This window comes from Gordonia jacobaea (assembly GCF_001186365.1).
GTDB lineage: Bacteria > Actinomycetota > Actinomycetes > Mycobacteriales > Mycobacteriaceae > Gordonia > Gordonia jacobaea.
Genome location: NZ_LDTZ01000014.1, coordinates 307,215 through 333,511 on the forward strand (window position 1 = coordinate 307,215; position 26,297 = coordinate 333,511).

Annotated in this window: 21 protein-coding genes and 1 tRNA gene; 12 read left to right on the top strand and 10 right to left on the bottom strand. The window is 66.2% G+C overall.

The window, feature by feature from the left end:
• Positions 1 to 103: 103 nt before the first annotated feature.
• Both ABW18_RS04395 and ABW18_RS04400 read right to left on the bottom strand, forming a co-directional pair.
• Positions 104 to 1,096 (bottom strand): acyl-ACP desaturase, encoded by a 993-nt coding sequence (locus tag ABW18_RS04395; protein ID WP_049697762.1) that lies wholly within the window; start codon positions 1,094 to 1,096, stop codon positions 104 to 106.
• A gap of 183 nt (positions 1,097 to 1,279) precedes the next feature.
• Entirely contained in the window at positions 1,280 to 1,858 is a 579-nt protein-coding gene (locus ABW18_RS04400) for a nuclear transport factor 2 family protein (protein ID WP_049697763.1), read from the bottom strand.
• Between the two features lie 153 nt (positions 1,859 to 2,011).
• On the opposite strand from ABW18_RS04400, the gene ABW18_RS04405 reads away from it, so the two are divergent.
• Both ABW18_RS04405 and ABW18_RS04410 read left to right on the top strand, forming a co-directional pair.
• The gene (locus ABW18_RS04405) at positions 2,012 to 3,415 is read left to right on the top strand and encodes a WS/DGAT/MGAT family O-acyltransferase (protein ID WP_049697764.1); all 1,404 of its coding nucleotides are present in this window, start codon (positions 2,012 to 2,014) and stop codon (positions 3,413 to 3,415) included.
• Positions 3,416 to 3,458: 43 nt separating this feature from the next.
• Positions 3,459 to 5,483, top strand: coding sequence for an NAD(+) synthase (locus ABW18_RS04410; protein WP_049697765.1), 2,025 nt, complete (start codon positions 3,459 to 3,461; stop codon positions 5,481 to 5,483).
• Between the two features lie 13 nt (positions 5,484 to 5,496).
• On the opposite strand, the gene ABW18_RS04415 is transcribed toward ABW18_RS04410, so the two are convergent.
• The gene (locus tag ABW18_RS04415) at positions 5,497 to 6,654 is read right to left on the bottom strand and encodes an acyl-CoA dehydrogenase family protein (protein ID WP_049698058.1); all 1,158 of its coding nucleotides are present in this window, start codon (positions 6,652 to 6,654) and stop codon (positions 5,497 to 5,499) included.
• A 183-nt stretch (positions 6,655 to 6,837) separates the two neighbouring features.
• Here ABW18_RS04415 and ABW18_RS04420 point away from each other — a divergent pair, with 183 nt between their 5' ends.
• Positions 6,838 to 7,998, top strand: coding sequence for a thiolase family protein (locus tag ABW18_RS04420; RefSeq protein ID WP_049697766.1), 1,161 nt, complete (start codon positions 6,838 to 6,840; stop codon positions 7,996 to 7,998).
• Here the strand turns inward: ABW18_RS04420 and ABW18_RS04425 are convergent.
• The 5 genes from ABW18_RS04425 to ABW18_RS04445 form a co-directional block, all read right to left on the bottom strand.
• Complete coding sequence (locus tag ABW18_RS04425; protein ID WP_049697767.1) at positions 7,982 to 8,863, bottom strand: LysR family transcriptional regulator; 882 nt, start codon at positions 8,861 to 8,863, stop codon at positions 7,982 to 7,984. The genes ABW18_RS04420 and ABW18_RS04425 overlap by 17 nt on opposite strands.
• A 3-nt stretch (positions 8,864 to 8,866) precedes the next feature.
• The gene (locus tag ABW18_RS04430; protein ID WP_049697768.1) at positions 8,867 to 9,772 is read right to left on the bottom strand and encodes a LysR family transcriptional regulator; all 906 of its coding nucleotides are present in this window, start codon (positions 9,770 to 9,772) and stop codon (positions 8,867 to 8,869) included.
• Between the two features lie 30 nt (positions 9,773 to 9,802).
• On the bottom strand, positions 9,803 to 10,564 hold the full coding sequence (locus ABW18_RS04435) for a crotonase/enoyl-CoA hydratase family protein (RefSeq protein ID WP_049697769.1): 762 nt from the start codon (positions 10,562 to 10,564) through the stop codon (positions 9,803 to 9,805).
• Positions 10,561 to 11,679, bottom strand: a complete 1,119-nt coding sequence (locus tag ABW18_RS04440; RefSeq protein WP_200903218.1) for an MBL fold metallo-hydrolase — start codon at positions 11,677 to 11,679, stop codon at positions 10,561 to 10,563. Before ABW18_RS04440 ends, ABW18_RS04435 begins: the two co-directional genes overlap by 4 nt.
• 167 nt (positions 11,680 to 11,846) lie before the next feature.
• Positions 11,847 to 12,797 (bottom strand): alpha/beta fold hydrolase, encoded by a 951-nt coding sequence (locus tag ABW18_RS04445; protein WP_049697771.1) that lies wholly within the window; start codon positions 12,795 to 12,797, stop codon positions 11,847 to 11,849.
• A gap of 174 nt (positions 12,798 to 12,971) precedes the next feature.
• Between ABW18_RS04445 and ABW18_RS04450 the strand changes: the two genes are divergently transcribed.
• The 6 genes from ABW18_RS04450 to nrfD all read left to right on the top strand — a co-directional run bounded on the left by ABW18_RS04450 (position 12,972) and on the right by nrfD (position 20,749).
• The gene (locus ABW18_RS04450; protein WP_082938034.1) at positions 12,972 to 13,841 is read left to right on the top strand and encodes an alpha/beta fold hydrolase; all 870 of its coding nucleotides are present in this window, start codon (positions 12,972 to 12,974) and stop codon (positions 13,839 to 13,841) included.
• A 170-nt stretch (positions 13,842 to 14,011) separates the two neighbouring features.
• Entirely contained in the window at positions 14,012 to 14,797 is a 786-nt protein-coding gene (locus ABW18_RS04455; protein WP_064866269.1) for a DUF2510 domain-containing protein, read from the top strand.
• 132 nt (positions 14,798 to 14,929) lie between these two features.
• Positions 14,930 to 15,250, top strand: coding sequence for a putative quinol monooxygenase (locus tag ABW18_RS04460; RefSeq protein ID WP_049697773.1), 321 nt, complete (start codon positions 14,930 to 14,932; stop codon positions 15,248 to 15,250).
• Positions 15,251 to 15,265: 15 nt separating this feature from the next.
• The gene (gene fdh, locus ABW18_RS04470) at positions 15,266 to 18,622 is read left to right on the top strand and encodes a formate dehydrogenase (RefSeq protein WP_197494556.1); all 3,357 of its coding nucleotides are present in this window, start codon (positions 15,266 to 15,268) and stop codon (positions 18,620 to 18,622) included.
• Positions 18,623 to 18,632: 10 nt separating this feature from the next.
• A complete protein-coding gene (locus tag ABW18_RS04475; RefSeq protein WP_049697776.1) occupies positions 18,633 to 19,649 on the top strand; it encodes a 4Fe-4S dicluster domain-containing protein in 1,017 nt (338 codons plus the stop codon).
• The gene (gene nrfD, locus ABW18_RS04480; protein ID WP_049697777.1) at positions 19,646 to 20,749 is read left to right on the top strand and encodes an NrfD/PsrC family molybdoenzyme membrane anchor subunit; all 1,104 of its coding nucleotides are present in this window, start codon (positions 19,646 to 19,648) and stop codon (positions 20,747 to 20,749) included. Before ABW18_RS04475 ends, nrfD begins: the two co-directional genes overlap by 4 nt.
• Here the strand turns inward: nrfD and ABW18_RS04485 are convergent.
• Positions 20,733 to 21,884 (bottom strand): GGDEF domain-containing protein, encoded by a 1,152-nt coding sequence (locus ABW18_RS04485; RefSeq protein ID WP_049697778.1) that lies wholly within the window; start codon positions 21,882 to 21,884, stop codon positions 20,733 to 20,735. The two genes, nrfD and ABW18_RS04485, sit on opposite strands and share 17 nt — an antisense overlap.
• 57 nt (positions 21,885 to 21,941) lie before the next feature.
• Positions 21,942 to 22,976, bottom strand: coding sequence for a selenide, water dikinase SelD (selD, locus tag ABW18_RS04490; protein WP_049697779.1), 1,035 nt, complete (start codon positions 22,974 to 22,976; stop codon positions 21,942 to 21,944).
• Between the two features lie 52 nt (positions 22,977 to 23,028).
• On the opposite strand from selD, the gene ABW18_RS04495 reads away from it, so the two are divergent.
• The 3 genes from ABW18_RS04495 (at position 23,029) to selB (ending at position 26,275) form a co-directional block, all read left to right on the top strand.
• A tRNA-Sec gene (locus ABW18_RS04495) sits at positions 23,029 to 23,124 on the top strand.
• 24 nt (positions 23,125 to 23,148) lie between these two features.
• Positions 23,149 to 24,483, top strand: a complete 1,335-nt coding sequence (selA, locus tag ABW18_RS04500; RefSeq protein WP_049697780.1) for an L-seryl-tRNA(Sec) selenium transferase — start codon at positions 23,149 to 23,151, stop codon at positions 24,481 to 24,483.
• Position 24,484: 1 nt separating this feature from the next.
• Positions 24,485 to 26,275 carry a selenocysteine-specific translation elongation factor gene (selB, locus tag ABW18_RS04505; protein ID WP_049698060.1) on the top strand — a complete coding sequence of 597 codons (1,791 nt, stop codon included), beginning with the start codon at positions 24,485 to 24,487 and terminating at the stop codon, positions 26,273 to 26,275.
• Positions 26,276 to 26,297: the final 22 nt, after the last annotated feature.

A 26,297-nucleotide genomic window follows, 5' to 3' on the forward strand; every position in this document is an offset into this window, starting at 1 on the left:
CGGGGTGGCGTGCGCAGCCGACAGCGCACCGGCGCCCTCGTGGATCGTGGAGGGCGCCGGCGCTGCTGGGGTTCGGATCGTCGTCGTCAAGCCAATGGTTGCGTCAGGACGCCTGACGCTCGCGCTTCTTGGCTTCGCGGGCGAGTGCGCGGTCGCGCATCTCCTCGAACTTGATGGTGTCCTTCTCGAGCTGCTCGAGGAAGGCTGCGAGCTCCTCGCGGGTCTGGTCGCCCTCGGCGGAGAAGTCGTCGCGATCGAAGACGTTCCACTTGCGCAGGACGGGCTGGATGACCTCTTCGAGGTGCTGACGCAGGTCGTAGATGCCGTGCTTGGCCATCAACACGCCGTGGCGGCGGAAGTTGGGCATTCCGGCGCCGGGCATCTGGAAGTTGGTGACGATGTCGGTCACGGCACGCAGCGTCTGGTCGGGAGCGATGTCCATACCGGCGCCGCAGATGTTGCGGTAGAAGATCATGTGCAGGTTCTCGTCGGCCGCGATGCGCTGAAGCATCTTGTCGGCGATCGGATCGTTGCACGCCTTGCCGGTGTTGCGGTGGCTGACGCGCGTCGCGAGCTCCTGGAACGTCACGTAGGCGACGGAGTGCAGCAGGCCCATTTCGCCGCCCTTCTCCATCATCTCCTCGACGCGGTCGCCTGCAGCGGACTCGGGCGAGTAACCGTTGGTCATGTGGACCATGCGGTCGGCCTCGAGCTGGGCAGGGTCGACGCCGCGCGTCACCGTGAGGTAATCGCGCATGACGATCGAGTGCCGGTTTTCCTCGGCGGTCCAACGACCGACCCAGAAGCCCCATGCCGAATCCATCGAGAAGTTGTCGGCGATCACCCGGTGATAGGAGGGCAGGTTGTCCTCGGTCAGCAGGTTCGTGATCATCGCGGCCTTCGCAACCTCATCGAGCTGCGACTGCTCAGGGTCGTAGTCGACGCCGCCGAGCGCGGCGAAGTTACGACCCTCGTCCCACGGGACGTAGTCGTGCGGGTTCCAGTTCTTCGCGATCTTCAGGTGCCGGTTGACGTTGTCCTCGGCAACCGGTGCCAGCTCGCGGAGCAGATCAAGCTGAGTGAGCTCACGTGCCATTGTTCGTTCCTCCGAACGGTCCACATCGAAACAGGTCGGACTGTCGTAGTCTCCGACTGTCGTCTCTGGTTGTCATGCCTGGCTCGGTGACCGACATGTATCCAAGTCAGTCAGTAAGGCTACGGCACCGAGCAGGCGTTACCCAAGTACGCACTTACGGTGTCGAAACTTGGCTCGCAAGCGTTACCCCCGAAACGCTCGGCCGAACGTCGACGCCCACGTGGCGGCGTCGTCGTCAAGAGTACCGAGTTCGCGCGCCTTGTCACACCACAGCATCGCGGCGCTGCCGAACTCCATGGGGTTGTAGATGTCCTCCTCGCACCGCCACAGGCCGTCACCCGCGTACGTGATGATCGAAATGTTGGTGGCGGTGATCACGCTTCCGTCGCCGGGATCGCACATCGGATTGTCGACCTCGAAGATCACCCGACCGGTGGGGGCGTCGAACACCTTCCACAGGTTGGGGAAGGCGACCATGTGGTTGCCGGGGAAGCGCGTCATCGTCTTCACGATCCACGGGCGGATCTCGTCCCTGCCGTGCATGGTGCCGAGTGCGTGCTCGATGTAGTCGGCGTCGGGAGTGAAGAGGTCGGCGAATCGGGCCCATGCCGCGGGCGCCTCGGACGGCTGTGCTCGGGCCTCCGCGGCGATGCCCGCGACGGTGGCCTCGAAGACGTCGAACGCCTCCGACAACTCGTCGAGATCGAATGGGGTCGGCGAGAATCGGGCATCCGCGGCAGACGCGGCGTTTTCGGTGCGCATCGGGCTGATCGTAGGGAACTACGGCGGGTGCGCGAAGCGTTATGGAAAAGGAGCGCGACGACGCATCGACGTGGTTCGATTTCATCATCGGCCCGACGACGAAGACGGGCGTGCGCGCGACGGCGCGGGCGAGCAGGATGCGGAGGATTTGCGATGGAGCGGCTGAGCGGTTTGGATGCCTCGTTCCTGTACATGGAGACGCGGTCACAGTTGATGCAGATCATCGGCCTGATCGAAATCGATCCGTCGACGATTCCCGGTGGGTATTCGTTCAGCGGTATCCGTGATCAGATGCGACAGCTCGTCCGTGCTACCCCGAAGTTCCGACGCAAGCTCGACAACTCGCTGATCAACATCGACCACCCCGCCTGGGTGGAGGACGACCATTTCGACATCGACCGGCATGTGCACCGTGTCGCGGTTCCGGCGCCGGGCGGGATCGGCGAGGTCACCGAACTCTGTGGGCATCTGGCCGGGCAGACCCTCGACCGGGCGAAGCCGCTGTGGGAACTGTGGGTCATCGAGGGACTGTCCAACGGGCGGATCATGATCATGCTGCGGATGCACCACGCCGCGGTCGACGGCGTCGGCAGCGCCGAGGTGCTGTCGCAGCTCTTCTCGCTGTCGCCCGAGCAGCCCGACCTCGACGCCGATCTGCTGCATCAGACAGCGGGCGGGTCGTCGCATGCGCTGCTCGCCGCGACGGGAGCGGTGCACTACCTGATCCGACGTCCGATCGCGATGGCTCGATTGCTCCCGGAGACGGTCTCGGTTCCGGTCGCGTGGTTGCGTCGGGCGCGCTCGCACGAGGCGATGCCCGCGCCGTTCGGGGCGCCGCGCACCCGATTCAACGGGCCGATCACCCCGCACCGCTCGATCGCACTGACCCAGCTCTCACTCGCCGACATCAAGCGCGTCAAGAATCGGTTCGGCGTCAAGGTGAACGACGTCGTGCTGGCGATCACCGGCGGGGCGCTGCGCGAGTATCTGCTGGCGCACAACGAGCTGCCGGACAGACCACTCGTCGCGATGGTGCCGGTATCTGTCCACGGCGCCGACGACAGCGGCTTGATGGTGCAGGGCACCAACAAGGTGTCGGGGATGTTCACGCAGTTGGCCTCCGACGTCGCAGATCCCGTCGAACGGATCGAGCGCGCTGCAGAACTCTCGCGGAAAGCAAAGGCACACCACGCCGACATCGACGCGAACATCCTGCGTGCGTGGGCACAGTTCGCGCCAGGAACAACGATGTCGACGTTGATGAAGTTCTACGGCGACCGGAAACTGGCACTCAAGCATCCGCCGATCTTCAACGTGACGGTGTCGAACGTCGCGGGCGCCGACATTCCCGTCTACTTCTGCGGCGCGCGTGTCACCGCGGTCTACCCGCTCGGGCCGATCTTCCACGGGCTCGGCCTCAACATCACGGTGTTCTCGGCCGACGGCGAGCTCAACGTCGGCATCCTCGGGTGTACCGATCAGATCCCCGACGTCGACTTCCTCGCCCACGCCTTCGACGAGCAGCTCAAGACGCTTCTCGAGGTGTGTGGCGACTGAGGTCTTGCGGTGATGGGGTCATCCGGTCACTAAGCTTTGCCCTGTGTCCATCTATCGCCACGGATTTGCCCGAGTAGCGGGCGCGGTCCCGGTCGTCCGTATCGCCGACCCGGTGGCCAACGCGCAGGCCACCGTCGAATTGATGCGGCAGGCGGCCACCGAGGGTGCTGCGCTCGTCGTGTTCCCCGAGATGGGACTCACCGGATACAGCATCGACGATCTTGTCCAACAGGACGCGGTTATCGACGCCGCGCTCGACGCCCTCGCCACCGTCGTCGCCGCGAGTGAGGGTTTGCGCCCGTTGGTGGCGGTCGGCCTGCCGCTCGTCGTCGACGCCGGGCTGTACAACTGCGCCGTCCTGCTGCGTGATGGTCGGATTCTCGGCGTCGTACCGAAGGCGTTCCTGCCGAATTACCGCGAGTTCTACGACAAGCGCTATTTCAGCGCGGCCCGCGACGCACTCGCCGACACGGTGACGCTGCTCGGACAGACGGTTCCGTTCGGCACCGACCTGATCTTCGACGCCGTCGACCTGCCGGGTTTCGCGCTGCATCTCGAGGTCTGCGAGGACGCGTGGGTGCCGATCCCGCCGAGCACCTGGGCCGCCCTGGGAGGTGCGACGGTTCTCGCGAACCTGTCGGGTTCGCCGGTCACGATCGGCAAGGAGTCGTATCGGAAGTCGTTGTGCACCAGTCTTTCCGCCCGGTGCATCGCGGCCTACGTCTACGTTGCCGCCGGATATGGCGAATCCACAACCGATCTCGCGTGGGACGGTGACGCCCTGATCGCCGAGAACGGTGGACTACTCACTCGCAGTACGGGGTTCGCGACGGCCGAGCAACTCGTCGTCGCCGACGTCGACCTGGACCGACTGCGCCAGGAACGCATCCGGATGGGCAGCTTCCACGATCAGGTCGGTGATCTCGAGGATCGTCTGACGTCGTTGCGCCACATCGACTTCGAGTTCGGTGACCTCGACCTCGCCGACGACGATCTGCGACGCTCGGTCGCACGATTCCCATTCGTTCCCGCCGACGCCGGTGATCGTGACGAACGGTGCCGCGAGGTGCGCGACATCCAGGTTCAGGGCCTGGCTGCACGTCTGCGCGCCACCGGCATCGACAAGATCGTCATCGGGGTGTCCGGTGGTCTCGATTCGACGCTCGCACTGCTCGTCGCCGTCGACACCTTCGACCGACTCGGCCTGCCGCGCACCAACATCCTCGCGTACACGATGCCGGGATTCGCCACCGGCGGCGCGACGCTGCGGCGCGCACATGTGCTGATGGATTCTCTCGGCGTCACCGGCACCGAACTCGACATCCGGCCGTCGTGTGAGCAGATGCTCGCCGACATCGGGCATCCATATGCCAAGGGCGAGAAGGTCTTCGACGTCACCTTCGAGAACGTGCAGGCAGGCGAGCGGACCTCGCACCTGTTCCGGTTGGCGAACTTCCACGGCGGAATCGTGCTCGGGACAGGTGATCTGTCCGAGCTCGCTCTGGGTTGGTGTACCTACGGTGTCGGCGATCAGATGTCGCACTACAACGTCAACACCTCGGTCCCGAAGACGTTGATCCAGTACCTGATTCGCTGGATGATCTCGACCGGACAGTACTCGCAGGAGACCACCGACACGCTCGCAGAGATCCTCGACGATGTGATCTCGCCCGAACTCGTCCCGCCGGGCGACGACGGCGCGATCCAGAGCACCGAGGACACCGTCGGCCCCTACGAACTCCACGATTTCTTCCTGTACTACCTGACGCGCTTCGGGTATCGCCCCGACAAGATCGCCTACCTGGCCGGCCAGGCGTGGGGTGACCGGGAACGCGGCGCGTGGTCGGAGTTGATCGCGCCGGAGCGTCGAAACCAGTACGACGCCGCGACGATCGAGCACTGGCTCTCGACGTTCCTGAAGCGATTCATGAGCAACCAGTTCAAGCGCACCGCGATGCCCAACGGGCCGAAAATCGGTTCGGGCGGGTCACTCTCGCCGCGTGGCGACTGGCGCTCGCCGTCGGACGCCTCCGCCCGCACCTGGCTGGACCAACTCAAGGGTCGCTGATGTCGAGGCCCCTCTAGAGCCCCAGGTCCTTGGCGATGATCGTCTTCATCACCTCGTTGGTGCCGCCGTAGATGCGGGAGACGCGGGTGTCGGCGTACAGGCGCGCGATGGGGTACTCGGTGATGTAGCCGTATCCGCCGTGCAATTGCAGGCATTTGTCGATGACGCGGCCGGCGGTCTCGGTGGCGAAGAGCTTGGCGCGCGCGGCGTCGGCCACCGAGAGTTCGCCCCGGTTGTGCAGGATCAGCGCCTGGTCGACGAACTGCTGCACCGCCGCGACGTCGGCTGAGCACTCGGCCAGTACGAACTTGGTGTTCTGGAACGATGCGACGGGCCTGCCGAACACGTCGCGCTCTCGGGTGTAGGCGAGGGCGTGCTGCAGAGCAGCGTTCGCGGTTGCCGACGCTCCGATCGCGATGCTCAGGCGCTCCTGCGCCAGGTTGTGTGTGAGGTAGGAGAACCCCTTACCCTCCTCGCCGAGCCGATCCTCGACGGGTACGCGCACCGACGAGAAGGAGAGTTCTGCGGTATCCGATGCCTTGAGGCCGATCTTCTCCAGCTTCCGTCCGACCGCGAAGCCCTCGGACGTGGTGTCCACCACCAGAATCGAGAGTCCGGCACGACGATTGTCGGGATCGAACGGTGCGGTGCGGCAGACCACCAGAATGCGGTCGGCCAGCGCGCCACCGGTGATGAACGTCTTTGCGCCGTCGAGGATGTAGTGGCTGCCGTCCTCGGAGAGCTTGGCCGTCGTCGAGATGTTCGCGAGGTCGGAGCCGGTGCCCGGTTCGGTCATGGCGATCGCGAACATGATGTCGCCCGAGGCGAATCCGGGTAGCCACCGCTGCTTCTGCTCGTCGGTCGCGTACTCCATCAGGTACGGCAGGATCAGGTTGGTGTGCACCGACTCGCTGCCGAAGGTCACGCCTGCAAGCGAGGTTTCCTCCGACACGACAAGCGAATACGTGAAATCGTGCACGCCTCCGCCGCCGTACTCCTCGGGCACCTCGATGCCGAGCACACCCAACTCGCCGAGCTTGCGGTAGAAGTCACGCGGAGGGTGTCCCTGCTTCTCCCACTCGTGGTGGACCGGCACGACCTCCTTGGCGATGAAGTCGCGGATCGTCTTGCGAAAGGCCTCGTGGTCTTCGGTGAATACGGTGCGCTGCATGGTCTCCAGCATGCACCCGTGGCATACCCGGAAGGAACGGCCGGATCGGCTAACACACCGATAGGGCGAGTCAATGTGTAGAGACGTCAGGGGGACTGGGCGAATCAGGATAGGTCGCGGCTATGGGTCCGTGAACGCGAATCTACTTGTGGTCACCGGGTGAGAAGTGGTCGGCTCGAATGCATGACAGATGCAGTGATCGTCGACGCGGTGCGCACCCCTATCGGACGCCGAAATGGCGCGTTGGCCGGCATCCATCCCGCTGACCTCTCGGCGCACGTGCTCGAAGCACTCGTCGAACGTACCGGGATCGACCCCGCGATCATCGACGACGTCATGTGGGGTTGCGTGAGCCAACATTCCGAGCAGGCGGGAAACATCGCACGTACGGCGGTGCTGGCCGCGGGGTGGCCGACAACGGTCCCGGGAACCACGGTCACACGGGCGTGCGGGTCCAGTCAGCAGGCGCTGGCGATGGCCGCGGCCGCAGTGATCTCCGGACAACTCGACGTCGTCGTGGCGGGCGGAGTCGAGTCCATGAGTCGCGTGCCGATGGGTACGGCGGCGCCCAACGGGGAGAGCCAGCCGGCAACCGTCCTCGACCGCTTCGGCGTCGACCGTTTCAGTCAGGGCATCGGGGCAGAAGAGGTCGCACGACGGTGGGGACTGAGCCGCACTCAACTCGACGAGTACGCGCTTCGATCACACGAACTCGCAGCCGCAGCAACCGATTCGGGTGCATTCGACGCCCAGCTCGCTACGTTGCCCGGTGTGCTCGAGGGTGACGAGGGAATTCGACGCGGCGGTTCACTGGAGTCACTCGGCGCACTCCGGACGGTCTTCGACGAGAACGGCGTCATTCACGCGGGCAACGCATCACAGATCTCCGACGGCGCGGGCGCACTGCTGGTGATGTCGAGCGAGACCGCTGCGGCCCACGGTCTGGTGCCGCTGGTGCGGATTCACACCACCGTCGTCGCAGCCGACGATCCGGTCATCATGCTCACGGGGCCGATCCCCGCGACGGCCAAAGCGCTTGAGCGGTCGGGACTTTCGATCGACGAGATCGGCGCGTTCGAGGTCAACGAGGCTTTCGCGCCGGTGCCGCTGGCCTGGCAGATCGACACGGGCGCGGCGGAGAAGGCACTCAACCCGCTCGGCGGGGCGATCGCCGTCGGCCATCCACTCGGGGGTTCCGGTGCCATCCTTGCCACGCGCCTCGCGCATCACATGCGGGACAACGGTATTCGCTACGGACTGCAGACGATGTGCGAAGCCGGTGGCATGGCCAACGCCACCATCTACGAGCTCATCAGCCCCGAACTCATCAGCTCCGGGCGCTGACGACGTCGACGAAAGCCTGTGCGGCGACCGACAACGCCGTCGGGTCGTACATGAGCGCGAAGTTGCGGACGAATCGCGGTCGAACCGGCCGCACGGTGGTGCGATCGGCAACCGATTGCGCGACACGGCGTTCGAGCAACGTCGCGCCGATTCCTGCCAGCACCATGGGTAGTCGCTCTTCGCGGTCTTCGGCGAGCACCGCGATCGGTGGCCGCACGCCCGCTTCGCGCATGGCGCTCTCGATCTCGTCGGCGACTGTCCCGCCGCGCGGAACGAACACCATCGGGATGTGGGGGAGGTCGGCGATGTCGATCGGACCGTCGGGCAGGACGGTGCCCGACGGACAGACGAGCCAGAACTCCTGCTCGCCGAGCACGATCACCTCGAGAGCGTCGTCGACCGCCGTCTCGACGGGGTGGAGATGCGTGACGACGAAGTCGCAGCGTCCCTCCTCGATCACTGCTGCTGCGAGTGATTCGTCGTCGAGCTCACCCACCCGAATGGTGGCGGTGGGGTGCGCGTCGACGAATGCCGCGACCACCTCGGCGATCGTGGCACCGTCGGCGAACGGTGAGGCGAGTATCTCCACCCGTCCGGTGATCTGATCACTGCCGACGGCAAGCGCGTCGTCGACCGACTCGACGTCGCGCACGATCTGTCGCGCCGAGCCGACGAGTGCACGTCCGGCAGCGCTCGGCACCATCCCGCGGCCGATCCGGTGAAACAACTGCACCCCGAGCTCACGTTCGAGTGCGCGCAGCGCCTGGGACACCGTCGGTTGTGTCACGCCGAGCGACACCGACGCCCCGCCGATGCCGCCGTGCTCGACCACGGCGAGGAAGTACTCGATCTGGCGCAGTTCCACGGGTTACTCGAAGACCGAGTCGTCGACTCGTGTTGGGGCGCCGCATGTCTGGCGTGCAACGGCGACGAAGGCCGCTGCGGCGGGCGACGGTTGGCCCGAGCGCATGATCAGACCGAAGTCTCGTCGTAGCGGAGGGTCCAGGCTGTAGGTCGTGGCGTCCGGGATCTGCTCGGCGACCGACTCCCGCGGTGCAATGGTCGCGCCGACGGCGCGGGTGACCAACTCGCGGATGGTCGGCGGGTGCGAGCAGTCGACCATCACGTTGCGCGCGCCGTCGGAGATGATGTCGGCGAGAAGACCCCCGGTCGACGGATCGGAGAGGTCGAGCAGCAGTGGCAGCGACCGGACGGACTCGCGTGCGACAACACCCTCGTCGGCGTCGACGCTCAGCGATGGCGATGCGGCAAGGACGAGTTCCTGTGTGCCCAGCGGAGTGAATACGAAGGTGGAATGGTCGGCGGTGGAATCGATCAGTCCGATCTCGGCTCGCCCGCTGCGTAGCGACGCGAGGATGCCCGCGGGACCGTCGGCGGCGAGGATTCGCACGATCACCTTGTCGAAGCGGGCACGGAAATCACGCACGATCGCGACGAGGGGTGCGACGGCGAACGCGGATTCGGTGACGATATCCACTGTCCCGGAACGTAATTCGCGGACGGCGCCGACTCGTAGACGTGCTCGCTCGACATCGGCGAGGACGCGCCGCGCGATCACCTCGACGCGTGCGCCCGCCTCGGTGAGTTCGAGTCGACGCCCCGTGCGGTCGAACAGCGTGACGCCGAGCTTGCGTTCGAGCGTACGAATCGCCTGCGACAGCGACGGCTGGGAGATGTAGAGCGCCTGCGCAGCCTTGGTGATACCGCCGTGATCGATGACCGCGACGAAATAGGTGGCAAGGTGCAGGTCCACCTCTCGATCGTAGGCGAGGGGGTACCTCGATCAGTGGCCGGTCCACTTCGGTGCGCGCTTCTCGGCAAAGGCGCGGGCGCCTTCCTGCGCGTCGTCGGAGACGAAGACGGGATCGAGGATGCCGCGCTGCGCCGCGAACAGATCGGGGTCGGTGTAGCGGATCGCCATGCTGACGACCTGCTTGGTGGCACGCACCGCCAGAGGGCCGTTCGCGGCGATCCGCGCGGCGAGTTCACGCGCGCCGTCGAGTGCCCCACCCGACGGCGTCAGGGTGTTCACCAGACCGAACTCGTGGGCGCGGGCGGCGGTGATCGGATCGCCGGTGAGTGCGATCTCCATGGCGAGTTGATAGGGCAGGATCTTGGGGAGTCGTAGCAGACCGCCCGCTGCGGCCGCGAGTCCGCGCTTGACCTCCGGCAGACCGAACTTCGCGTCGTCGGCGGCGACGATCAGGTCGGCCGAGAGCGCCAGTTCGCACCCGCCCGCCAGCGCCCAACCCTCGACGGCCGCGATGAGTGGTTTGCTCGGGGGAGCGGAGGCGATACCGCCGAAGCCACGACCCTCGACGCTGGGCAGCTCACCACGGGTAAACGCTTTGAGATCCATACCGGCACAGAAGGTTCCACCCGCCCCGGTGAGGATGCCGATCGTGATGTCGTCGCGACGTTCGAACTCGTCCATCGCTGCGGCGAGTTGCTGCGCGACCTCCTGATTGACGGCGTTGCGCGCCTCCGGGCGGTCGATGGTGAAAACGGCTACGCCGTCGGCGAATTCGGTGCGTACCGGGGTCATCGCAGAGTTCCTCTCGTGGTTGCGGATTCGATCGTCGCGGATTCGATGCTGTGATCGGCGGGTCGGGTGTCGGTGACCGTCCAGCGCACCGGCTCGTGGCCCGTCGACGAGATGATGCCGCGCGCTTCCAGTACCAAAAGGTGCGCGTTGGTCTCTCGCAATGCCACGCGGGACAGGGGAATCGACAGGTCGGAGAACGGGAGAGACCACGTGACAGCGCGGGTGACGTCCCACGCTGTGGCGCCCGGCTGGTTCCAGATCGCCTCGGCGATCTCGGTGAGTCGCTCCTCGTGGTGCGACAGGAGATCGGTCACCCGATCGGCGAGCCCGCGGAACCGGTACTCGTGACTGGGCATGGCCTCGAGGTCGCCGATGTGCTCGGTGCGCGCGAGCGACGTCAGGTAGTCGGCCAGCGGGCTCGGCGTCTGGAACGGATTGGTCGAGACATTCGGGCTGATCCGGGGGAGCAGATGATCGCCGGTGAAGATGACGCCCGCGTCGTCGTCGGCGAAGCACAGGTGTCCCGCCGTATGGCCGGGGGTCCACACCGCACGCAGATTCCACCCGGGAACGTTCAGCGGAACGTCGTCGTCGAGTTCGACGTCCATCGTGCGACCTCCCGGGAGCCGGACGAATTCGAGGAGGCCGGTGTCGGCGACGTCGGTCGGAGCGCCCAGGACACGCAGGTCCTCCTGAGCGGCTACGAACTCGCCCGCGAGTTCTTCCTCGCTGTGAAACCGCAGGTGACGGGCATCGGCGTTGTGCATCGCGAGTTGCGGGTCGGTGGGCTCCAGCAGGCGCGGGACGAGTCCGAAGTGGTCGGGGTGCAGATGGGTGACGAAGACGTGCGAGACGTCGGCGAGGTCGTGTCCGGTGGAATGGATTCCGTCGACGAGCATCTTCCAGCCCGTGTCGGTGTTCCAGCCGGTGTCGATGAGCGCGAGCCGACCGTCTGCCGTCGCCAATGCGTAGACGAGGATGTAGCGCAGCGGGTTCTCGGGAATGAGAACCGGAATCGACCAGAGGCCCGGCCGGACCTCTTCGACGGGCGGCATCTCCTTACGCACCCAGGCCTCGCGCTGGCGATGGCCGGTGACCACGATCGACGTACTCATCATCTGATCCGACCACGGCGCAACCGAGCGCCACAAACACCCGTCGACTCACAGCCCGTGAGGAAACCCCTATGTGGCTAAATGCCGAAAATCCACCTCATCTGTTGCACGCCACCTTCGGCACTGCCGAAGGTAAATCGACACAGATGAGGTGAACTTTTCTGGTCCTACTCGCCCGCGGGGCTCGGCGGCGCAACCGTCGCCTGGTCCCAGACGGCGAGCAGTTCGTCCATCACGTCGGTCGACATCCCGAACAGGCTCAGATGGCTCTCGCCGTGCAGGCTGAACAGCTTGGCGTCGGGCAGGAGCGAGACCACGTGCTCGCCGTGCGCGTAGGGGACGATGTGGTCGCGGTCCCCGTGCCACCAGCGCACCGGGGTGGAGACGTCGCTGACCGAGAAGCCCCAGTCGCGGGAGAACACCCGGACGTCGTTGAACGGTGCCTCCATGCGATGCGACCCGCCGCTGAGGAGGTCGTCGAGGAACATCGCGCGGAACTCCGGGCGGCTGAGCAACTCGCGGTCGGCGGCGGGGGAGAGCCTGCCGTAGAGCAGGATCGCGGGTTCGGCGATCGGCCGTACGAAGCGCAGTGCGGTGCTGATCACCTGCCCGACGGGTGCCCCGAGGACGGGTAGGACGGGTGCGGCGCGGCGTGCCAACGCGACCGCGCCACCGCCGATCGCCTCCGGTCCCACGGTCGGGGCCACGCCGCCGACGATTCCGGCGACGTGGACGCGTGGACCGAACTCGTGCGCGACGGCCAGCGCGTACGGGCCGCCGCCGGAGACGCCGATGACACCGAAATCGTCGATGCCGAGCGCGTCGAGGACGTCGGTGAGGTCGGCGCAGAAGTCCCGCACGGAGTCGTAGGGGTGGGCCGTCGACGATCCGACACCCGGCCTGTCGATACCGATGAGCCGCACTCCGCGGGCAGCGGCGTACTCGCGGGCTTCGAGCGGGATCTGTCGACGAGCACCCGGCGTGCCGTGGAACCACAGGATCGGGCGTCCGGACGCCGAACCGAACTCGGCGAACCCCATTCGTCGTTTCGTGCGGTCAGTTGCGTGCGTTCCGACAGCTACGGAGCCCTCGATCTTCGGGCGATCGACGTCGATCATGTGACAAGGGTCTCACGTTGCCACCTAGCCGACGAACGGCACCTGTTCAGCACGAACATTCGTTGACGCGCCGAATTCAGCGAACCCGCAGCGTGGGCGCGTACCGTTGACCGGGTGAGTGCAGACGTTTCCCCGACAACCGAGGCTTCGACGCCGTCGTCGATTCAGCGGATCGTGCGCGGCGTTCGTCACGTTGCGACGCCCTACCCGGTACGCGACCTTCCCGCCGGGCGGCATGTCGAATTGCCCGGCCGCGGAACGACTTACGTCACCGATTCCGGGCCGAAAGACGCGCCGGCGGTGTTCCTGCTGCACTCGGTGCTCACCACCGGCCTTCTCTGTTGGTATCCGTCGATTCCGCAGCTCAACGGTCGGTATCGGGTCATCACACTTGATCAGCGGTGGCACGGCCGAGGCATTCAGGCCGAGGGTTTCGATCTGCGCGACTGCGCCGACGACGTCGTCGCGCTCGCCGACGTTCTCGGCATCGACCGGTTCACCGCTGCGGGCTTCTCGATGGGCGGCGGCATCGCACAGCTCGTCTGGCGTCGACACCCGCGCAGGGTGTCAGGACTCGTGCTGTGCTCGACCGGGCCGTTCTTCAGCGAACGCGATCCGCACCGGCGCGACCGCGACGCCCGTATCGGACGAATCCTGCGCCCGATCTACGAGTCGCTGCCCCGCCCGTCCGACGCCAGCCTCGACCGCCCGGCGAAACACACGAGCATCTGGGCCACCAAGCAGTTCCTCTCGACGCCGCTCTCGCACGCGGGCGATTTCGGCGAGGGTCTTGGCAACTTCGACTCCAGCTCGTGGCTGCGCGACATCGACGTGCCCACCTCTGTCGTCGTGTCGACGAGGGATCACACCGTCGAACCCGAGCGTCAGCAACTTCTCGTCGACGGCATCCCCGGTGCACGCCGATTCGACGTCGACGGCGGCCACGCCTGCTGCGTGATCGGCGTCGAGAACTTCCTGCCGCCTTTCGTCGCGGCGGTCGACGCCGTCGCGCTCGAATCCCCGGTGCTCGTAAGCGGCAACTGACGCCATCCGACGTTCCATCTGAGGCCGAATCTCCTACAAGGAGCGCAGATTTGAAATCTTGTGCAAGTCTGTGCCAGATTTCTCGCCAGGAGCGTCACCGGTCCTGACCAGCAGTTACAGTGATCGCATTTCTCGCGCGCGTGCAGTCCGCGAGTCTGAAGGAGATCACGATGACCACGCCTACTCCGCCGCCCGACTGGTATCCCGACCCGGAGAGTCCGCGTAGCGGTCGCTACCGATGGTGGGACGGCCACAAATGGACAACGGATACGCACACTCCCTCAGAGCCGCCGGGGACTGCTGAAGCGCCGGGGATTGATCCGACTTCCAGCGTCGCGCCCCCGCCGGTGGCGACCAAGGAGAAAAATTCTCGGAAGATCTGGTACCTGATAGGGGCGCTGTGTGCAGTTGCGCTGGTAGTCGTGGTCGCCGTCGCCGTATCGGTAGCCGCATCTGACAAAGGGGCGAACAAGACCAACCGTGCATCCTCTGGCGCTGCTCAGTCGACAACAGTCGACCCCGCCGAGCAGTCCAGGGAGGCCGCAGCAGCCCAGTCGGCTCAGCGTGAAATGGAGCAGCAACGGGCCGCAGATCTCGACAAGTCGACCTACCAAGCTACTGATTCGCGTGGTTGGCAACTCGTCGCCAAGAACCCGGACTCCCACGTGGGCGAAAAATACGTGATCTATGGCCACGTCACTCAGGCTGACGCGGCGATGGGGTCTTCGACGATCCGCGCAGATACGGATGGCGCGCAAGTCGACTATTACGAGATGAATATCAACACAATCGCCAAAGCCGGCGCAGCAACCTTTGTCGACATCGTAGAGGACGACCTCGTCACCATGTGGATAGTAGTCAAAGGCTCGAAGACATATGACACCACAGTAGGTGGGAGCGTGACTGCTCCAGAGGTTGAAGTGAACATCATCGAGACCACTGGAAGCTCGAAATAGGTGCGAGCGCAACGAACCTTCGCTGTCTGAGATCTGAGTTCCGTTGAAATTCGGGACGTGAGCCATTGCCGCCCGTAGCGTTGAGTGCGCCCGGAAATCCAACTGGGCGCGGAACCCCAAGTAGGAGTGCATATGTCGCCCGTCATCGTCGTCGCAACGCTATCGCCGAAGCCCGGACAGGAGGCAGCGGTGCGCGAGGCAGTGATCGCGGCGGTCCCCAAGGTGCAGACCGAGCCGGGTTGCCAGCTGTACTCACTGCACGAGGCCACCGGCGATGGCACCGATCTGGTGATGATCGAGAAGTGGGAGTCGTTCGACGCCCTGGCTACGCACGGCAAGGGAGCCGCCCTCGCCGAACTCGGCGCAGCGCTGAACGATCTGCTCGCCGCACCGCTCGACATCAAGACGTTCGACGCCGTGCCCGCGGGTGACCCCGACAAGGGTGCAATCTGACGTAGGGTCTATTACGTGCCCTCCTTCAGCCCATTGGAGTGGCCGGTCTTCCGGCAGTTACGCACCGGCGACAAGTTCGGCCGCGGTCCGGCCGTGCAGTCGGCGCGCACCCGCGCAACCGAACCGAGGACCGCCACCGCCGACCGCGTGGTGCAGAGCGTCTGCCCGTTCTGCGCAGTCGGCTGCGGGCAGAAGGTCTACGTCAAGGACGAACGCGTCATCCAGATCGAGGGCGATCCCGACTCGCCGATCTCGCGCGGACGCCTCTGCCCCAAGGGCGCGTCGAGCGAGCAACTGGTCAACAATCCGATGCGGCAGCGCACCATTCGCTACCGCGCGCCGTACGCGACCGAGTGGACAGACCTCGATCTCGATACCGCCATCGACATGATCGCCGACCGCTTCGTCGAGTCGCGTCGTCGAACCTGGCAGGACACCGACGAGCAGGGGCGCGTACTCCGACGCACCATGGGCATCGCATCGCTCGGCGGCGCGACCCTGGACAACGAAGAGAACTATCTGATCAAGAAGCTCTTCACCGCGGCGGGCGCGATCCAGATCGAGAACCAGGCGCGCATATGACACTCCGCAACCGTTCCCAGTTTGGGAGCTTCATTCGGACGCGGCGGCGCAACGCAATCACTGCAGGACATGGCGAACTCCGACTGCATCGTGCTCATCGGCGGCAACATGGCCGAGGCGCACCCGGTCGGCTTCCAGTGGGTGGTTGAGGCGCGCTCGCGTGGTGCGCGGGTCATCCATGTCGACCCGCGGTTCACCAGGACGTCGGCCAACGCCGACAAGCACATCTCGATCCGTGTCGGCTCCGACGTCGTGCTGCTCGGTGGGCTGATCAACTACATGCTCACCCACGAGCGGTACTTCCGTGAGTACGTCGTCGCGTACACCAACGCCGCGACGATCGTGAACGACGAGTACCGCGACACCGAGGACCTCGGCGGACTGTTCTCCGGCTTCGACCCCGAGACCGGACAGTACGACCCGTCGACGTGGGCCTACGCCGACGCAGAGGACAGCGGCGGCATCGAATCGCCCGGTATCGAATCGCCAGGCGGCGACGAGCACGGCGAGACGGCAGCGGCGCGTGCGGCAGGCGACCAGCACGGTTCGGGCGGTCCGCCTCTCGAACACGCGAACGTGCTCCGCGACGACTCGTTGACCGATGAGCGCACGGTCTTCCAGGTCCTCAAACGCCACTTCTCCCGGTACACGCCGGAGATGGTCCGCGACATGTGCGGGATCTCGGTCGAGGAGTTCACCTACCTCGCCGAGTCGATCGCCGACAACTCCGGCCGTGACCGCACAACGTGTTTCGGCTATGCGACCGGTTGGACGCAGCACACCCTCGGCGCCCAATTCATCCGTACCGCGGCGATCCTGCAGTTGTTGCTCGGCAACGTCGGTCGCCCCGGCAGCGGCATCATGGCGCTGCGCGGACACGCGAGCATCCAGGGTTCCACCGACATCCCGACCCTGTTCAACCTGCTTCCCGGCTATCTGCCGATGCCGTCGGTTGGCAAGCACGACACTCTCGACGAGTACCTCGCGGGCGTCGGATCGCCACAACAGAAGGGGTATTGGGCATACGCCGACACCTACATGGTGAGCCTGCTCAAGGCGTGGTTCGGCGACGCCGCCACTGCCGACAACGACTGGTGCTACGACTACCTGCCCAGGTTGAACGGGCCCGCCGGCACATATCAGACCACCGTGTCGATGCTCGACGACGAGGTCGAGGGCTACTTCGTACTCGGCCAGAACCCTGCCGTCGGATCGGCCAACGGCAGACAGCAGCGCCTGGCGATGAGCCATCTCAAGTGGCTGGTGGTGCGTGACCTCAACATGATCGAGTCGGCGACCTGGTGGAAGGAGGGACCCGAGATCGCCTCCGGCGAATTGCGCACAGAAGACATCGGTACCGAGATCTTCTTCATGCCTGCAGCAACGCACGTCGAGAAGGCCGGCTCGTTCACCCAGACCCAACGCATGGTGCAGTGGCGGCATCAGGCGGTTGCGCCGCCGGGACAGGCGCAGAGCGAACTCGACTTCTTCTACGAACTCGGGCAGCGCATCCGCGCGCGGCTGGCCGACTCCGACGACCCGCGCGACCGACCGCTCCTCGACATGACATGGGACTACCCGCTCGACGAGCACGGCAACCCCGAACCGGAGTCGGTGCTCTCGGAGATCAACGGCTACTTCACATCTGGCGAGCACGCGGGCGAGAATCTCACCAGCTACACGCAGATGAAGGCCGACGGTTCGACGGCGGGCGGCTGCTGGATCTACACCGGCATCTATGCGCACGCGACGAACATGGCCGCGCGGCGGGTACCGCACGGCGGCGACTCGGTGAGCCAGCACGAGTGGGGCTGGGTGTGGCCGGCGGATCGTCGAATTCTCTACAACCGCGCCTCCGCCGACCCCGAGGGCAAACCGTGGAGCGAGCGCAAGCGCTACATCTGGTGGGATGCACAGGCGCGCAAGTGGGTTGGCGACGACGTGCCCGACTTCCCGGTCGACAAGGCGCCCGATGCCCGCCCCGATCCCGATCTCGGGGGAGCTGAGGGACTCGCGGGCGACGACCCGTTCATCATGCAATCCGACGGCAAGGGTTGGCTTTTCGCGCCCAAGGGGCTCGTCGACGGCCCGCTGCCCGCGCATTACGAGCCGCAGGAGTCGCCGGTCGCCAACGCGTTGTACCCGCAGCAGCAGGCCCCCGCACGAATCATGTTCGCGCGTAACGACAATCTCGACGCTCCGAGCGCGGGAGACGAAGGCGTCGACGTCTACCCGTATGTGTTCACCACCTACCGCCTCACCGAGCACCACACCGCGGGCGGGATGAGTCGCTGGTCGCCGTATCTCGCCGAGCTGCAACCGGAGATGTTCTGCGAGGTCTCCCCGGCACTCGCCGCCGAACGCGGGCTGGTCAACGAGGGTTGGGCGACGATCATCTCGCCGCGCGCGGCCATCGAGGCACGTGTACTGGTCACCGATCGGGTGAAGACGTTGCGTATCAACGGACGTGACGTCCATCAGGTCGGTCTGCCCTATCACTGGGGCGTCGGCAGCGACGCCGTCGTCAGTGGCGACGCCGCGAACGACCTGATCGGTGTCACGCTCGACCCCAACGTCCAGATCCAGGAGTCCAAGGTCGGGTCGTGTGAGGTGATCGCGGGGCGTCGACCTCACGGGCAGGCGCTACTCGACCTGGTGCACGACTACCAGCAGCGCGCAGGCGTGACACCCGAGACCGACAACGTGCGCATCACCGATCCCGAGCACGAGACAATCTATCCGCCAACCGATTCCGATGATGCGGACGGAGAGGGGTTCACCCGATGGTGAGGAGTGCGAGATGAGTCATCAACTGTCCGGTCCCACCGATCCCAGTGCAGACGCGCACTGGGGCGACGCCGAACGTCCGCGCAAGGGGTTCTTCACCGACACGTCGATCTGTATCGGCTGCAAGGCATGCGAGGTCGCGTGCAAGGAATGGAACCAGAACCCACGTGACGGCGACCTCGAGCTGACGGGCATGTCGTACGACAACACCGTCGCGCTCGGTGCGAGTACGTGGCGACACGTCGCATTCATCGAGCAGGACCGCGACCGCATCGACAAGGCACGCGAATCCGGCCGTGCCCTGGTCGGTTTGGGGATGCCGACGATGCCCGGGGGTACTATCTCGGCCGACGCCACGATTCCCGACGCCGTGGACACCACCCCGCCCGACACGCCCGAGTTCCGTTGGCTCATGTCGTCGGACGTCTGCAAGCACTGCACGCACGCGGGTTGTCTCGACGTGTGCCCGACCGGCGCGTTGTTCCGCACGGAGTTCGGGACGGTCGTCGTGCAGCACGACGTGTGCAACGGGTGCGGAACCTGTGTCGCAGGTTGCCCTTTCGGCGTCGTCGAACGTCGATCCGACGGCACCGTCGAGCCGACGACGCGCGAGGGGCAGCGCAAGGGCGAGCAGCCTCCAGTGCCCAGACGTGGTGTGGCACAGAAGTGCACGCTCTGTTACGACCGACTCGTCGACGACGAGACGCCCGCATGCGCCAAGACCTGCCCGACGACGTCGATCAAGTTCGGCGATCACGACGACATGGTCGACACCGCGCGCGAACGCGTCGAGCAACTACACGCGCAGGGGATGACCGAAGCCCGGCTCTATGGGGCGAATTCCAACGACGGAGTCGGCGGCACCGGGTCGGTGTTCCTTCTCCTCGACGAGCCCGAGGTCTACGGCCTTCCGCCGGACCCACGCGTGTGCACGGCCGACCTCCCCACCATGTACCGACGAGCGGGCGCTGCCGCCCTCGGAATGGTTGCCGCGGCGGCGGTCTCGTTCCTGACCGGCAGAAAGCGATGACCTCCGACTACGATTCGCTGCGCCCGCCCGAGCCCGGTCGCCGAAAGCGCAAGGGCGGCAAGGGTCGTCGACGCGGCTTGTTCGGCCAGGGCGACGGCGCGCGCGAGATGTCGATGGTGCCCGACGTCGAGTTCGAGAAGGTCGACGTCGAGGGCTACTACGGACACAACGTGGTCAAGCCTGCGCCGTGGGACGACAAGGTCGCGGCGTACCTGTTCCTCGGTGGCGTCGCGGGTGGGTCGGGAGTACTCGCGGCGGGTGCACAGTTCACGGGGCGAGAAGTGTTGCGCCGCAACGCCCGTCTCAGTGGTCTCGCCGCGGCCGGGCTGGGTGGGGTTGCGCTCATCGCCGACCTGGGCCGACCCGATCGGTTCTACAACATGCTGCGCACCTTCAAGGTGACGTCGCCGATGAGCGTCGGGTCATGGATACTGTCCGGCTTCTCCGGCGGCATCGGGGTCGCGGCCGCGGCGGAAGTGGATCGGCTTCTCCGAGAAAGACTTCCGCTCGGACCGTTGCGTACTGTTCTGCACGTCGTGGAGGCGCCGGCGGGACTCGTCGGCGGCGCGATGGGGCCGCTGCTCGCCGTGTACACCGCGGCGCTGCTGGGCGATACGGCCACACCGACGTGGAACGCGATGCACCGCGACCTGCCCTTTGTCTTCGTCAGCTCGGCAAGTCTCGCGGCGAGCGGACTGGCCCTGGTCACCACACCGCTCGACGAGGTGGGCCCGGCACGGACGCTGGCCGTGCTCGGCGTGGTGGGCGATGTGGCGGCCACCCGCGTCATGGAAGCGCGCATAGATCCGATTGCCGCAGAACCGCTCCACCACGGCAAGGCAGGCACGCTGATGCGCTGGGCAGAACGCCTGGCGGTCATCGGGGGAGTGGGCACACTGCTCAGTGGTCGTTCGCGGGTCGCGTCAGCCGCGTCGGGACTCGCCTTGCTCGCGGCGTCGGCCTGTACCAGGTTCGGTGTGTTCCACGCGGGCATCGAGTCGGCGAAGGACCCGCGCTACACGATCGAACCGCAGAAGCGACGCCTCGCCGCTCGCCGCGCCGCCGGATTCACCGACGACTCGATCACGACTGCGGACTGATCGCGTCGTGGCGTTCGCGCCGAGCGTGTCGGGCCAGTGGTCGGTGGTCGTTGGACGGCGCCACCACCACGCGATTCCCGCCCTGTCGTTTCGCGAGGTACATGGCGGCGTCGGCGTCTTCGAGGAGTCGGTCGACGTTCGCCTTGACGTCCGGTGAGGTGACGCTGATTCCGACGCTGACGGTCACCGACGGTGAGGTGTCGGCTGCGACGCCGATGCGGATGCGCTCGGCAAGCGAACGGGCGGTGCGCAGGTCGTCGTCGAGAATCACGGCGAACTCCTCGCCGCCGGTTCGCGAGGCGATGACATTGCGGATGCCTGCCAGCCGATGACACGCCTCCATGATCCGACCTGCCACGCGCACGAGCACCAGGTCGCCGACCTGGTGGCCGTGGGTGTCGTTGATCGCCTTGAATCCGTCGATGTCGATGATGATCACCGAGACCGTTCGGGCTGAGTTGTCGAGCCCACCGACGTATCGCGTAAGGCCTCGCCGATTGGCCAAGCGCGTCAGCGGATCGGTGCCGGCGTCCATGGCGTTGGTGCCCAGAACCCAGAAGAAGTAGTGCATCGAGGGCATGATCAGTGCCACCAGGGCAAGGGGGGCGATGCCCTTGGACATGGCCACCAACAGCATCGGCCGCCCGTCGTCGATAGCCACCAACGTGATCAAACTCACAATGACTGCGGACGCGAATGTCGCGTGCAGGATGTGTGACCGTGGCGTGCAGAAGAACACCGCGAATGCGCTCATGATCGAGAAAAGGGTGACGCCTGCGATGCCGAGCATGCGGTCGTGATGCCCAAAGCATGCGGTTGCGATCACGGCGTCGGCGAACACCAGTACCAGAAGGCTTTCGGTTCGTGTCGGCAGCGGAAGCAGCCACCACCGGAGGACCAGCGTCGCGGCGACGACGGCTGTGACCAGCAGAATGTTCTCGACGAGGGGCGAAAACCCCGAGCTCGACGACGCGGCAGCGGCCGCTGAGGCGAATCCCAACAGGGCCGCGCCCAGCGACAACACGAGCCGTTTGAGGGGTGCATTTCCGAGTTGATCGAAGAGTGCGACGCGCCACTGCAGTGGCGTTGAGTCACGCAGCCATTCCGAGACCGCGATAGCGCTGCGACGCTGCACCCGTCTCCCCCTCGGACTCGACGTGTGTAGAAACAATAGAGCGCCAGGGGGTCAGTGTCAGCGAATGTCGATCCCGGAACCTGGCGTTTCAGTCCCTGCAACTGCAACGATCTCGCCGATGATCGGGTATCCGGGTACTTCGCCGACCAGCAGCAGCCCGCCGGACGTCTGGGCGTCGGCGAGCATCAGGAGGTCGTTCTCGTCGACACCGCGTCCGACGTCGAGGTGGTCGCGAACCCAGTCGAGATTGCGGCGAGTTCCGCCCGAGACGTATCCGTCGTCGAGCGCGTCGCGGGCGCCGTCGACCAGGGGGACGGCAGAAGCGTCGATCACCGCGCGCACCCCCGAGGCCCTCGTCAGTTTGTGGAGGTGCCCGAGCAATCCGAATCCGGTGACGTCGGTGCCCGCGCGGACACCTGCAGCGAGGGCGGCGTCGGCGGCGTCGCGGTTGAGTGTTGTCATGACGTCGATCGCGGCGTCGAATACTTCGCCGGTCTGCTTGTGCCGGTTATTGAGCATCCCGACGCCGATCGGTTTGGTCAGGGTGATCGGCAGTCCGACGGTCGCGGCGTCATTGCGGATGAGCGCGTCTGGCGACGCGACACCGGTGACGGCCATGCCGTACTTCGGCTCGGGGTCGTCGATGCTGTGGCCGCCGATCACCGGGCAATCGGCCTGCGCTGCGACGGCCAGTCCGCCGCGCAGCACCTCGGTCATCAGTTCCATCGGCAGAAGGTCGCGCGGCCAGCCGACGAGGTTGATCGCGACGACGGGCGATCCGCCCATTGCGTAGATGTCGGAGAGTGCGTTCGCGGCTGCGATGCGTCCCCAGTCGTAGGCGTCGTCGACGACAGGGGTAAAGAAGTCGGCGGTGGAGAGGACGGCGAGGTCGTCGCGGATGCGTACGGCTGCGGCGTCGTCGCCGTCGTCGAGGCCGACCAGGATGTTGTCGCCGCTCTGGCCGGTCAACCCCGCGACTGCGGCCTCGAGCTCGCCCGGCGGGATCTTGCACGCACAGCCGCCACCGTGGGCGTAGCCGGTCAACCTGATCGTCGGGCTCTGCGAATCCGGATTCGTCTCGACGGTGCTCATCTCACCGAGGGTAATTGCAGGGGTGATGCCAGATCGGCGGTATGGTCGCCGAGGAGGCGTCTGGGTTCCTGGTGGGCCCCCCGGTCTTCAAAACCGAGGAGGTCGAGTATCTCGGTCTGGCGGGTTCGATTCCCGTCCGCCTCCGCCACAGCTTGTTCTTGAAGGAGGCGCGGTGACCCGATCCGATCCCCGACGGCGGATCCCGCGCACCGACCATCTGCTGGCCGATCCCGAGATCGCCACGGCTGCACGACGACTCGGTGAGCAAGCCGTCCGCGGCGTCGTCCGCGATGTTCAGGAGTCGGCCAGGCGAGGCGACGTCGATCCCGACGACGTGCTGGGAGTCATTCGGGAAACACTCGTCCGACGCCGCGTCGGCACCGGACGGTCGGTGCTGAACGCGACGGGGGTCGTGGTGCACACCAACCTCGGTCGAGCACCGTTGTCGACGGCCGCACGCGATGCGGTCCTCGATGCGTGCGGCTACGTCGACGTCGAACTCGACCTGGAGTCGGGTACGCGCTCGCGTCGCGGCGTCGCGACCCGCGAGGCGTTGCTGCGCGCCTGTCCCGCCGCAGGCGACGCCCTGATGGTGAACAACGGTGCTGCCGCGATGGTGCTGGCCACCACCGCGCTCGCGGCCGGACGCGAGGTGGTCATCAGTCGCGGCGAGATGATCGAGATCGGCGCGGGTTTTCGGCTCACCGACCTCATCGAGTCGACCGGTGCGCGACTGCGCGAGATCGGGACCACCAACCGCACACACCTGCGCGACTACGCCGCAGCACTCGCAGACGGTGACGTCGGCTGCGTACTCAAGGTCCACCCGAGCAACTACCGGGTCAGCGGATTCACCGCGGAGGCGACCATCGCCGAGCTGGCGGAACTGACGGCCTCCCAGGGCGTTCCGCTCATCGCCGACCTCGGGAGCGGACTCCTCGTCCCCGACGCCGCGCTCCCCGACGAACCGGACGCGTCGTCTGCGCTGGCCGCAGGCGCCGATCTGGTGATCGCCAGCGGCGACAAGTTGCTCGGAGGTCCGCAGGCCGGAATCCTGCTCGGCGACGCCGATCTGGTCGGTCGACTGTCGAAACATCCACTCGCGCGGGCGGTTCGTGCCGACAAGCTCGCCCTCGCGGCGATGGAGGCGACGCTCGTCGGACCTCTGCCGCCGGTGGCCGAGTACCTGCACGCCGACAACGGGCGGTTACGTCAGCGGGCCGAGGCGGTCACCGCAAGAGTCGGTGAAGGCGTGAACGTGGTGCCCCACGACGGCAGGGTAGGCGGGGGAGGAGCTCCGGGAGTTCCGTTGCCCGGCTGGGCGATTGCGCTGCCGGAACAGACCGCCAAGGCGTTGCGCGTCGGCACTCCCGCAGTGCTCGCACGTGTCCACGACGGCGTATGTCTCGTCGACCTGCGATGCATCCCGGAGACGGACGACGAGATTCTCGCCGAAGCGGTCGCGCATGCGCTCGGCGTCGTCCGCGTGTCGGGGGCGACTGGCTGAGGTGTACGTCGTCGCCACGGCGGGGCACGTCGATCACGGGAAGAGTGCGTTGGTGCGTGCCCTGACGACGATGGAACCGGACCGCTGGGCCGAAGAGCGACGTCGAGGACTGACGATCGACCTCGGATTCGCCTGGATGGCAACACCATCCGGCGCCGACATCGCATTCGTCGACGTTCCGGGTCACGAGCGATTCCTCGGCAATATGTTGGCGGGAATCGGTCCGGCGCCCGTGGTGGCGTTCGTCGTCGCTGCCGACGAGGGGTGGAGCAGGCAGTCGTCGGATCATCGCGATGCGATCGCCGCGCTCGGCATCGATCGTGGCGTGCTCGTGATCTCGCGGGCAGACCTCGCCGACGCGGAGCGGATCTCCGACGTCGTCGCGCAGGCACGCGACGAATTGTCGGGGACAGGTCTCGCCGACGCACCTGTCGTCGTCACCTCGGCGTTGACGGGGCGTGGGATCGACGAGCTGCGCGAGACGATCGCAGACGTGCTGCAGCGCAACCCGTTTCCCTCAGATGCCGCACCCGTTCGATTCTGGATCGACCGTGCGTTCACCATCAAAGGTGCGGGTGCCGTGGTCACCGGGACGTTGTCGGCCGGGTCGGTGGGACGTGGTGACACGCTGGATGTGTTGACGGGCCGAGGCATTCGATCGGTCACCGTGCGTGGTGTGCAGAGTGAGAACACGCCGCGCGAACGTGTCGGGCCGGTGAGCCGGGTGGCGATCAACTTGCGCGACGTGTCGGCGTCGGACGTCGCGCGGGGTGATCTGCTGTTGAGTCCCGGGGTGTGGCGGCTGACCGACTGTGTCGACATTCGACGTGTCAGTGGTCCTGAGTTCGACTCGGTACCAAGCGCTCTGAGTGTTCATGTCGGCACGGCCGCGCTGCGAGTTCGGCTCCGCCCGTTCGACGCCGACCACGCGCGGATCACGCTCGAGCGAGCCGTTCCGCTGATTCTCGGTGATCGACTGGTGCTCCGCGACGCGGGCAGCGGTCGGATCGGTGGGGGTGTCGTGGTGGATGCGGAGCCACCGCCCCTGCGGCGTCGCGGTGATGCGGCGCGTCGAGCAGATGCGTTGTCGGGCATGAGTGATCGAGGCGACACACGACGTGAGGTCGAGCGTCGCGGTGCCGTAGCCGTCGAGCATCTGCGACGGCTCGGTGTCGTCGGAGCCGAGGCAACGCCGCCCGAGGGCGTGCGCGTTGTCGGGGACTGGTGGGTCGACGAGCAGGCGTGGGCGGAGTGGGTCGAACGGCTCCGCGACGCTGTTGATGCTGTCTATCAACGAGACTCGCTCGCAGAGGGTTTGCCTCGCGCAAGCGTGGGAGGCGTCGTCGGACTACCGTCGGATGCGCTTGTCGCGCCTCTCATCGCCGACGCCGGTCTGGACCATGCGGGCGGGTTCCTGTCGAAACCCGGTGTGGCGCGCGGACTCGGCGATGCGGAGGAAGCCATCGCGGCACTCGAGCGTCGGTTTGCCGACGATGCCTTTGCCGCGCCGGAAGCCGACGACCTCGCCGCACTCGGGCTCGGCCCCAAACAACTGGCGGCAGCCGAGCGCCTCGACAGGCTACTTCGGTTACGTGACGGTGTTGTGCTCTCGCCTCGATCGCCTGCGTTGGCGATGCGGGTTCTGGCTGCTATTGATCAGCCCTTCACGACGAGCGAGGCCCGAAAGGCATTGGGCACCACGCGCCGCGTCGCCATCCCCTTGCTCGAGCACCTCGACGAGCGCGGCTGGACACGACGCCTCGATGCGGGGCATCGCGAAGTGGTTCGGTGATCCTCGGATCGGGTGGCGGTGC